This window comes from Acinetobacter sp. HR7 (assembly GCF_000773685.1).
Classification (GTDB): Bacteria; Pseudomonadota; Gammaproteobacteria; order Pseudomonadales; family Moraxellaceae; genus Acinetobacter; species Acinetobacter thermotolerans.
The window spans coordinates 1-10,076 of the sequence record NZ_JPQO01000217.1; the positions used below are offsets into that span (position 1 = coordinate 1).

9 protein-coding genes are annotated in these 10,076 nt (G+C 45.1%); 2 read left to right on the top strand and 7 right to left on the bottom strand.

Features of this window, described 5'->3' with window-relative positions:
• Positions 1 to 63: 63 nt before the first annotated feature.
• The 5 genes from GW12_RS14120 to GW12_RS14140 all read right to left on the bottom strand — a co-directional run bounded on the left by GW12_RS14120 (position 64) and on the right by GW12_RS14140 (position 5,214).
• Positions 64 to 666, bottom strand: a complete 603-nt coding sequence (locus tag GW12_RS14120; RefSeq protein WP_034588765.1) for a hypothetical protein — start codon at positions 664 to 666, stop codon at positions 64 to 66.
• An 18-nt stretch (positions 667 to 684) separates the two neighbouring features.
• Positions 685 to 2,019, bottom strand: a complete 1,335-nt coding sequence (locus tag GW12_RS14125; protein WP_034588767.1) for an ammonium transporter — start codon at positions 2,017 to 2,019, stop codon at positions 685 to 687.
• Between the two features lie 283 nt (positions 2,020 to 2,302).
• Positions 2,303 to 3,748 (bottom strand): NAD(P)(+) transhydrogenase (Re/Si-specific) subunit beta, encoded by a 1,446-nt coding sequence (locus GW12_RS14130; protein WP_034588770.1) that lies wholly within the window; start codon positions 3,746 to 3,748, stop codon positions 2,303 to 2,305.
• 3 nt (positions 3,749 to 3,751) lie between these two features.
• The gene (locus GW12_RS14135) at positions 3,752 to 4,075 is read right to left on the bottom strand and encodes a proton-translocating transhydrogenase family protein (RefSeq protein ID WP_034588772.1); all 324 of its coding nucleotides are present in this window, start codon (positions 4,073 to 4,075) and stop codon (positions 3,752 to 3,754) included.
• Between the two features lie 11 nt (positions 4,076 to 4,086).
• Complete coding sequence (locus tag GW12_RS14140) at positions 4,087 to 5,214, bottom strand: Re/Si-specific NAD(P)(+) transhydrogenase subunit alpha (RefSeq protein ID WP_034588773.1); 1,128 nt, start codon at positions 5,212 to 5,214, stop codon at positions 4,087 to 4,089.
• Between the two features lie 955 nt (positions 5,215 to 6,169).
• On the opposite strand from GW12_RS14140, the gene GW12_RS14145 reads away from it, so the two are divergent.
• A complete protein-coding gene (locus GW12_RS14145) occupies positions 6,170 to 7,366 on the top strand; it encodes an MFS transporter (RefSeq protein WP_034588775.1) in 1,197 nt (398 codons plus the stop codon).
• Here the strand turns inward: GW12_RS14145 and GW12_RS14150 are convergent, their stop codons facing one another.
• Entirely contained in the window at positions 7,367 to 8,011 is a 645-nt protein-coding gene (locus GW12_RS14150) for a HEPN domain-containing protein (RefSeq protein WP_034588778.1), read from the bottom strand.
• A 287-nt stretch (positions 8,012 to 8,298) separates the two neighbouring features.
• On the opposite strand from GW12_RS14150, the gene dusA reads away from it, so the two are divergent.
• Positions 8,299 to 9,324, top strand: coding sequence for a tRNA dihydrouridine(20/20a) synthase DusA (gene dusA / locus GW12_RS14155; protein WP_034588780.1), 1,026 nt, complete (start codon positions 8,299 to 8,301; stop codon positions 9,322 to 9,324).
• Between the two features lie 48 nt (positions 9,325 to 9,372).
• On the opposite strand, the gene GW12_RS14160 is transcribed toward dusA, so the two are convergent.
• Positions 9,373 to 9,876, bottom strand: a complete 504-nt coding sequence (locus tag GW12_RS14160) for a hypothetical protein (RefSeq protein ID WP_034588782.1) — start codon at positions 9,874 to 9,876, stop codon at positions 9,373 to 9,375.
• Between the last annotated feature and the right edge of the window lie 200 nt (positions 9,877 to 10,076).

The following is a 10,076-nucleotide window of genomic DNA, read 5'->3' on the forward strand; positions in this document are numbered from 1 at the left end:
AAATTGTGGGACAGCAATGCCTGTAGCGGTCGCTTTTTTATTGCCTGAATTTTTAAAGGTCTGTTAAAGCAGGTAATGCAGATCAGCTTCCGGATGTTTCTGTTTCACCAAATTCTTGGCCTGTGAATAGATCTGATCGCTACGCAGTGGCCCATAAAAATCGCAAAACACCTGATACAGGCTGGTAATAGCTTTGTCATACAGCTTGGAAGGTACACAACTCAATAAATCCATACCCGGTTGAAGGCTTGCCTGCATCAAGACCTGATCTTTAACCAGCTGTTGGGCAAGCTCCAACAAGAAATCTTTGCGGTCTGCAGCCTGGACTTGTGCTAATACATTTTCAGTAAAATCCTGATAGGCCTGATATTGAGCCATCTGATTCAGTGAAACTGTCTCAACTTTCTTCGCTTGGAGTAATTCACCTTTCTCGACCAGAGTCAGTTCATACAGTACCTGTTTCAGCATATCCTTACGGTTTTGCTTTAACTCATCCGTGGTACAGATTTCACTGAGGAAACGATTCAATACAAAAGCCGGCTGTTCACTATATTCCTGCTCCCAATAGCCCACGATCTGCTCCAGGTGGGATCCATGAAAATACTGCTGGAGTCCACGCTGGATAGCTTGCTTGCGTTGCTCCAGATTAAGCACTTCTGCACTCATATCGTTTCCCCCTGTTTATTAATGTCGTTGAGTAATGTTGTCAGTTTCAAAAGTGACATCACGCTGGAATTCCGGATAAGACAATTCCGCATGTTCGGTATAGTCCAGACCACGTTGCTCATGCTGCGGACTGACACGCAAACCACCGAGCATAAGGTGCAGTATTTTGAACACCACAAATGCCACACCAAAGCCCCAGATGAAGCCAGCACCTACACCGAGTGCCTGAATCATAATGATACTGCTATCAAACATCTTGCTTTCATAGAAAATTCCGGCAGCGAGCGTACCCCATGCCCCACAAAAACCATGTACAGTGACTGCATCGACAACATCATCTACTTTGAATTTTTCCAGCACGGCTGGCAGTACACTCACCATTAAGCCCGCAATCAGACCGGTGAGTACCGCATACACCGGGCTCATGGTGGCACAACCTGCAGTAATCCCAACCAGCCCCCCAAGTGAAGCATTGATCGTGGTTCTGATCAAAATGGCTTTACGGCGCATCAAAGCAAATAACATATAAGCGACTGCCGCTGCACAGGCTGCCAGATGCGTATTCAAGGCAATACGACCGATGCTGACATCCGCATTAACCGTTGAAGCGGCATTAAAACCAAACCATGCCAACCACAGAATAAAGCCACCTAAGGCGATTAAAGGCAGGTTATGCCCTGGTAGAAAATGCACCTGACCATTACGACCAAAACGCCCTAAACGTGGCCCTAAAACAATAATGCCTGCCAATGCGACCCAGCCACCAATTGAATGCACCACTGTTGAGCCGGCAAAGTCAATAAAGCCCATGGCTTTCAGCCAGCCTTCACCTTCAAACAGGCTGCCCCATGCCCAGCTGCCAAATACCGGATAAATCAGGCCGCTCACAAAAGCTGCACTTACCACATAGGCCACAAAGTGAATCCGTTCTGCCATCGCGCCACTGGCAATCGTGGTTGCAGTCGCTGCAAACATCATCTGAAAGAACAGCAAGTTCCAGCTCCAGCTATCCAGCTGATCCGGTGCGAAATGCGACAGACCAATCCAGCCACTGTGGTTTACCCCAAACATCAGGCCAAAGCCAATCGCCCAGAACACCACGCCCCCTAGGCAGGCATCCATGTAATTTTTCATTAAAACATTCACGCTATTTTTACTTCTGACCGAGCCACTCTCAATCAGCGCAAAACCGGCCTGCATGAAGAACACCAAAATACCGCCCATCACGACCCAGACACTGTCTAGCGAGATGCGGATTTCCTGGATATTTTTTGCCATTTCTGCCGGTTCAGCTGCAAAAACAGGCAAACTCAATAACCCCAGCAATAGCCCCCAATATTTTGTTCTTATCATCTGATTCCCCTTATTTTCTTAAAGGGGAAATAGCAAGAACAGTGCCATATACTTTATAAATATTTAAAATGATTTATAGAAACAATATATTGAGAATTAGGTCAAATTCTTATCAAGAAGATAATGCAAATTCACATAATAAATAGATATTTTTGATTCATTAATAGGCATTTTTCTGCACAAAAAAAGAACAATAAAAAAACCACCCGAAGGTGGTTTTTATTTTTAATCTCTGTGAGTTCCCCTCTTTTACAAAGAGAGGGGTTAGGGGAGATTTTATAACTCAGTGACCTGTACCATTAATCGCTTTGGTCATGTCTTCCACAACTTTCTTGGCATCACCGAAGATCATCATGGTCTTGTCGTTATAGAACAGATCGTTATCCAGACCCGCATAACCGGTTGCCATAGAACGCTTGATCACCAGGATGGTACGTGCCTTATGAGCTTCCAGAATTGGCATACCGTAAATTGGTGAGTTTGGATCGTCTTTCGCAGCCGGGTTTACCACGTCGTTCGCACCGATCACTAAGACTACATCTGTTGCCGGGAAGTCAGAGTTAATCTCATCCATTTCCAGAATGTCTTCATACGGCACATCAGCTTCTGCCAGTAACACATTCATGTGACCAGGCATACGACCCGCAACCGGGTGAATCGCGAAGCGTACAGTCACGCCCTGCTCTTTTAACAGGTTCGCCAGTTCTTTTACTGCATTCTGTGCACGACCTTGCGCCATACCATAACCTGGTACGATGATCACGCTATCCGCATTTGACATCAGGAAGCCCGCATCATCTGCAGAACCAGAACGATGGTTACGCTGTACCTGTTCGCCTGCAGCAGCACTGGCAGCTGCTGCACCGCCCATTGCGCCACCAAACAATACATTGATGATCGAACGGTTCATCGCCTTACACATGATGTAAGACAGAATCGCACCTGAAGAACCCACCAGCGAACCAGCAACGATCAGCATGTTGTTTTCCAAGGTAAAACCGATACCTGCTGCTGCCCATCCAGAGAATGAGTTCAGTAGCGATACCACCACTGGCATATCACCACCACCGACCGGTGCAATCCATACCCAACCGAATACCAGCGCCAGGCCAGTCATTGCCCAGAACGAAGTCATGTTACCAGTCAGGAAGAAATGAATCCCTGCTGCCAGCATGGCAATAAAAATCAGTGCCTGAACCGGTTTTACCCATGCACCCGAAATGGTTTTCGCCCATTTCTTCGCAGCCAATTTGCCATAAGCAAATACAGACGCTGTAAATGTGATCGCACCCACGAAGCAGCCCACGAACAGTTCGAACAAATGGACCTTGCTCATTTCATGGAAAGCGACACCGTTTGCAGCCAACAGGTCTGGACCCAGCTCAACCAGTTTGTTGTTGTGGATAATCGCAGCTACTGCAATCAAAACTGCAGATAAACCGACCAGCGAGTGCATCAATGCTACAGTTTCTGGCATCTGTGTCATTGGAACAGTTTTGGCACGGGCAATACCTACGATCGCACCCAATACCATCGCGCCCAGAATCATCCAGATCACTGGATTATCCGCAACGAAGAAGGTCGTGATCACCGCAATCGCCATCGCGATCATACCGTAACGGTTACCGGCAATTGCAGTTTTAGGACCAGACAGACCACGCAAGGTCAAGATAAAGAGAATGGCACCAATCAAGTAGAACCAATTTGCATATTCACGAATGAATTCCATCGATTAGCCCTCTTTTTTCTTTTGTTTTGGTTTGAACATTTCCAGCATTCGTGCAGTTACGGCGAAGCCACCGAAAATATTGATGCTTGCCAGGAACACTGCAATTGCACCCAGTACACTCACCACGTTAATGCTCTGGAAATCAACGCTGCCTTCCACACCAATCATTGGCAGACCCACTGTTTGCAGCATGGCACCGACGATAATGATCGAAGACAAAGCGTTGGTCACCGCCATCAACGGCGTATGCAAAGCTGGTGTTACACCCCACACCACGTAGTAACCTACAAAAATGGCAAGGACAAAAATCGTAATAGTTTCAACCATGAGTACTCTCCTTAACCACGCTTTAACAGCACTTGGCCGCCGTGAGTGACGAGTAGGGCTTTTTGAATTTCATCTTCCTGATTGATGGCAAAATTCTTTTCACTATCAAACAATGTTTCTACGAAGTTCAAAACGTTACGTGCATACAGTGCAGAAGCTTCAGTCGCTACAGTTGACGGAATATTTGGTACACCCAGAATCTTCACGCCATTTTCAGTCACGACTGTTTCACCGCATTTAGAACCTTCCACGTTTCCGCCCGATTCCACCGCCATATCCAGAATCACTGAACCCGGTTTCATTTTGGCAACGGTTTCAGCACGGATCAGACGCGGTGCATCACGGCCTGGCAACAATGCTGTGGTAATCACGATATCGGCATTGGAAACCGCTTTATCCACGATCACTGCTTGGTCTTTGATGTACTGTTCACCTGGCATCCAGCCATAACCATTTTTGGCAGCATCCGCAGCTTTCTGCTTTTCTTCTTCAGACATTGGCACGTCAAGCCATTTACCGCCCAAAGATTCCACCTGGTCTTTTGCAGTCGGACGCAAATCTGTTGCTTCAACTACAGCACCTAGACGTTTAGCCGTTGCAATGGCTTGCAGACCTGCTACACCAACGCCCATGATCACGACACGAGCCGGTTTTACTGTACCTGCGGCAGTCATCAACATTGGAAACATGCGCTGATATTCATTCGCAGCAATCAGGACAGATTTATAACCTGCCAGGTTGGCCTGAGAAGACAGGACATCCATGTTTTGCGCACGCGACAAGGTACGTGGCAACAGTTCCAAGGCAAATGCAGACACATTCTGTGCCGCGAATTGGTCAAGCTCGGTATTGCGGTATGGATCAAACATCGCCACAACCGTTGCATTAGCTGGTAATTTTTGAATTTCCTCACCCTTCGGTGCACGAACCTTCAAAATAATCTGGCTACCGGTATAAGCATCATCCGTAAGCGTTGCACCAACCTGTTCATAGGCACTATCGATATAGGCAGCGTTTACCCCTGCACCACGTTCGATCACCACGCTATGACCAGCGCTGATCAATTTCTTTACTGTCTCAGGTGTCGCAGCGACACGATTTTCACCGACGACAGTTTCGGCTGGAATTCCGATCTGCATGAGCGTCCCTCAAGCTAATTTTTTCTTAAGTAAACATCGCGATAACGATGTTTCCCCTCAGGATGTGTTTTTGTTGAATTTTTGGATTCTAATCAAACCGTTTTAAATTACTACCCAATATTTATTTTATAAATACCCATATTTTGAACTGATGATTCATAAAAATACGATTGTCATATAACATTTATAAGTTCAGCTCTAATTTTTTGATTGACTAAATTTATAAGCGATCATCATTCCATTGAAGCCAATTTTCATTCTTGCTGTTTCCCACCTAGCTTAGTTTTTGTTGCCTTGGCTTACATTGATTATTCTGACAGTTCTTGCTTTTTTTCGGACGCATTTATTCTCATTTCTACAGCTCCAGAATACCCCATTTTAGGCACTTTTATTGAGTGTATTTTTCTTCTTTGACATTTTTGACAAATCACATTCTATTTTGAATATGGATCATGATCTACCGAACAGGCTGTTTTCCTATATTTTTTCCATTGTCCACTGATAAAATTTTTAAATTATTTACCACACATAGTGCTTTGTATTAGCTCTTGTGACTTATTCAGCTCAGGTCTAAAAAATCAATAGTAATCGTTAAAAAATAATTTCTGAGTCATTTATTATATTAATATCCAAAACCCTCTGAAGTTCTCAAATTATCATTTATTGCACCATATTTGTGCAAAAAAATAATAGAGTTAGTAATCCTCAAGCGACTACTTTTTCTTCTCGTTTGTTCAATCTAATTTTGGCCATCCATAAAAGAAAAATATTGATCAAATACAGGCCAGCCAAGCTTTAGCAGTTCTTTAGCGGATGCTACCGCGCGGTCTATGTGCAGAATTCTGTTGTATTTTTCTACTTTTAACTTAATTCGTTTTGACCTATAGTGCCTGCAACATTTGCATCGTTTTGATGCCATCATCCAAAATCATTTTCTGCACATAAGGTCACTGTCATGAACCCTGCACTGGATATCAGTCAAAATAAGCCGTTGCTCTGGCTGATGGCGATTGCCTGTGGGCTTTGTGCAGGTGCCAACTATTATTGTCAGCCGCTGATTGCTTCGATTCAACAATATTATCAGGTTCCTGAATCCGAAGTTGCCCTGACGGTAACCTTTGCCCAGGTCTCTTATGCGCTCGGTCTGCTATTTATTGTTCCACTCGGGGATATGCTGAACAAGACCAAGCTGATTCCTGCACTGATGTGCGGTGCCGCGCTGGGTTTGATGCTCTGTGCTACGGCGGTTAATCTGCCAATGCTGTGGGTCGGAACCATTATTGCCGGGCTATTTTCAGTAGCAGCTCAGGTATTAATTCCACTCGCCGCTATGACGGTAAAACCAGAAAAAACCGGTGAAGTGGTTGGCTTTTTGATGAGTGGCCTTTTGGTCGGAATTCTGCTCTCAACCAGTATTGCTGGACTGCTATCCGACCTGATTCACTGGAAAGCGATCTACGTGGCAAGTTCACTCGCCATGTTCAGTCTGGGACTTTATCTGCGTGGTCAGTTACCGACCTTGCCCAAATTCCGCATCAGCTATTCCAGTATTTTCCGCTCCATGGGCAGTTTGCTGGCAGAAGAACCTCGACTGGTACTCCGTTCCTGGACCGGTGCTTTTGCCTTTGCTTCAATGAGCATTTTATTCTCAACCATTGCCCTGTTGCTTACCCAACCCCCGTTTAATCTGGCAGATGTCATGGTCGGTATAGTGACCATGGTTGGGGTATTTGGGGCTTTGTCTACACAGGTGATTGGTAAATGGGCCGACCGTGGCTACATTCGACTACTGACCTGGATTGGCTGTTCGATTCTGGCAGGAAGCTGGCTATTTCTGTATTTCGGCAAAACTTCGCTGATCAGTTATATCTTAGGCTATGCCCTGATTAACTTAGGTCTGGCCATGGTGCATAGTTGCAACCAGAACATCATTTTCCGTCTACGGCCTGATGCCAAGTCCCGGATTAATTCGATTTATATGACCTTGTATTTTATTGGCGGGGCCTGCGGTTCTGCTGCTGGGGTCTACGCCTGGCATCATGGAGGCTGGAGCATGAGTTGCCTGACCGGGCTGGGTTTTGCTGTGGCGGCCAGCTTCTTTGCTCTGATTGACCAGCTCTACCAAGCCCGTGCAGCAAATGCAAAATCTTGATTAGTGGACTTGCACCACCGGATAAAATGGCTTGCCACCATCAATTACACCCGCGCTTTCCAGTAAAATATACAGAAAAGCATGTAGTAATGCTGATAACAGCAGACAACTGTCCTGCATCTGTTTACGGTTGAGCACACTGGCATAACTCACTCCACCCTGTTGGATTTGCTGATGCAAGGTAGACAGGCGATGGAACAGAATAATCAACAAATCCAGTTCCTTTTGATGTTCCAGGGCATCTTGTGCCTCCTGCCGCTCCTGCCCTACTGCTTCACGACAATCCGTTAAACTAATCTTGCCATGCTGATAATTCCAGAAATGCGGAGTCATATAGGAATTGTCCAGCAACGCCTGCAGGCTCGCACTATGACGCTCCCATAAAATTAATCTGATTCTTTTCTCTTTATCTTGCGCGCAAATTTGCCGAAAAAAATGCTCCAGATCCTGCTGGTGTAGCGGTTCTTCGGTTTCTCTGCCATACAGGGCATTCAGACTGATCCACAGACTCAGAAACTGCAGATCATGATCATTTTCTAGCTCAATCGCTTTTTTTAGCCAGCTGAGCGCACGTTGAATCCGTAAATTAAAACCGTCTGAAAACTGTGCTTTATTTATCTTAAAAATCTCCTCCAGCAACATCATTCTTCTTCTCCTTTTCTTCTCCTATTGCCTTCATATTAAACACTTTTCATTTTTAGTAAATCAGTAAATCTGTTATGGGTTCGGTATCTATGTGAATGCTTATTTACACTTTGTAGTTTTGGCCTGAAATGCACTGTTACCCGAGTAATCTCCCTATCCATGAAAGGTCATTTATTTTTATGCTAATATTGCGCCCTCTTCTGCTGGCTTGATGCTCACATCAGCAGCGCGTACCGAAATAGCTGTGGTGCGGTCTCTTCCATTTCTGAAATAAGGCGTGATTTTGAATGACTGATCTCAAGACCATTGAACAACAACTTCAACCACGAATCAGTGTTGCGCCGATGATGGACTGGACCACCAAGGATTACCGTTTTTTTGCACGCCTGTTTAACCTGAATATCATCCTTTATACTGAAATGGTCACTACCGGTGCCATTATTCATGGTGATGCCAAACGTCATCTGGACTTTAATCAGGAAGAACACCCGATAGTGCTGCAACTTGGTGGTTCCAACCCCAAAGAACTGGCAACCTGTACCAAGATGGCACAGGACTGGGGCTATGATGAAGTCAACCTGAATGTCGGCTGTCCAAGTGACCGGGTGCAGAACAACAAGATCGGTGCTTGCCTGATGGCTGAACCGGATCTGGTGGCGGAATGTATCGCTGAAATGCGTAATGCCGTGGATATTCCAGTGACGGTAAAGCACCGAATCGGGATTGATGACATGCAGTCTTATGAAGAGATGCTGCATTTTGTGAATACAGTTGCAAAGACGGGCTGTAACAACTTTATCGTGCATGCACGGATTGCCTTACTACAAGGCCTGTCTCCAAAAGAGAATCGTGAAATTCCACCGCTGCGTTATGAAGATGTCTATCGCCTGAAACAGGATCGTCCCGATCTGATCATTGAAATCAATGGCGGGATCAAGACTTATGCCGAAACTGTGGAACACCTGAAACATGTCGATGGCGTAATGATTGGTCGCGAGGCTTATCACAATCCATACCTGTTGGCTGAACTGGGCCAGTTATGGAACCTCGAAGCACCAGACCGTTTTGACATCATGCAGCAAATGATGCCTTATATTGCCCAGCGCATGGCTGAAGGTGCACCACTCTCCATTATTACCCGCCATATTCTCGGTCTGTTCCAGAACCTGCCAGGAGCACGTAAATGGCGTCAAGCCTTGAGTGGCGGTAATGCCAAAACCCTGAAAGATGTAGAAACTGCACTGTTTAATATTCAGGAAGCGATGAAGCGTACTGAAGAATATTTGCTCGAACAGCAGGTTCAGAATCTATAAAGAAAAAGCACCGTTCATCGGTGCTTTTTTATGGGAATGTCTTAAATATTAATTGGTATAAGCCGTAATATTTCCCACTGGTATGGGTTCCTCCACACGCTGTGAAACCACCACCGGTTCAGGCTCTTCTGTGGCCGGAACTGTGTAACGCACGGATGAATTAAAACCGTCATCTCTTTCAAATTCTGCCGAAATCATTGCCAGTTCTTGCTGTAACTGCCGTTCATATTTCTGGATTTCAACTTCATCGATAAAGGCAAAAGCATCATCTTCAAGTTCCCAGTTATAGCCCTTGCCATCCGGATGGATCAGTACATGCACCGGATAAGATTTACCCTGATATTCCAGCTGGGAAATGGCTTTAAACTCACGGCCATCACGTTCAGTAATTTTGACCTCAAGCACCTTCAACTTATAGTGGCGGTAATCCTGATGAGTATTCAGCTCACGTTGCATCTGGGCTTCAATGTTCCGTGCCAGTTCATCGGTAGAAACAAAGTAACTACACGCGGACAACCACAACATCACGAACAAAAAGCTTATTCTTTTCATACCACCCCCAGTACTCAAATATGTGAGGCTGGAATAATTTAAAATTTATATTGTTATAGAATTATTTTATCTAATTTAAAAGTGTGAAGGAATAGGCAGAAAAATAAATATTTGAGGTCATTTTAAATTTATTCGATCGAATCAACTTCATTTCCGGATCCAATAAAAAAGCCCTGTTCAACAGTAATGCCAGTCAGTTA

Bases quoted from the DNA above. Each gene is read 5' to 3' on its own strand.
- GW12_RS14120 (WP_034588765.1), bottom strand. From the start codon at position 666: ATGAGTGCAGAAGTGCTTAATCTGGAGCAACGCAAGCAAGCTATCCAG.
- GW12_RS14125 (WP_034588767.1), bottom strand. From the start codon at position 2,019: ATGATAAGAACAAAATATTGGGGGCTATTGCTGGGGTTATTGAGTTTG.
- GW12_RS14130 (WP_034588770.1), bottom strand. From the start codon at position 3,748: ATGGAATTCATTCGTGAATATGCAAATTGGTTCTACTTGATTGGTGCC.
- GW12_RS14135 (WP_034588772.1), bottom strand. From the start codon at position 4,075: ATGGTTGAAACTATTACGATTTTTGTCCTTGCCATTTTTGTAGGTTAC.
- GW12_RS14140 (WP_034588773.1), bottom strand. From the start codon at position 5,214: ATGCAGATCGGAATTCCAGCCGAAACTGTCGTCGGTGAAAATCGTGTC.
- GW12_RS14145 (WP_034588775.1), top strand. From the start codon at position 6,170: ATGAACCCTGCACTGGATATCAGTCAAAATAAGCCGTTGCTCTGGCTG.
- GW12_RS14150 (WP_034588778.1), bottom strand. From the start codon at position 8,011: ATGATGTTGCTGGAGGAGATTTTTAAGATAAATAAAGCACAGTTTTCA.
- dusA (WP_034588780.1), top strand. From the start codon at position 8,299: ATGACTGATCTCAAGACCATTGAACAACAACTTCAACCACGAATCAGT.
- GW12_RS14160 (WP_034588782.1), bottom strand. From the start codon at position 9,876: ATGAAAAGAATAAGCTTTTTGTTCGTGATGTTGTGGTTGTCCGCGTGT.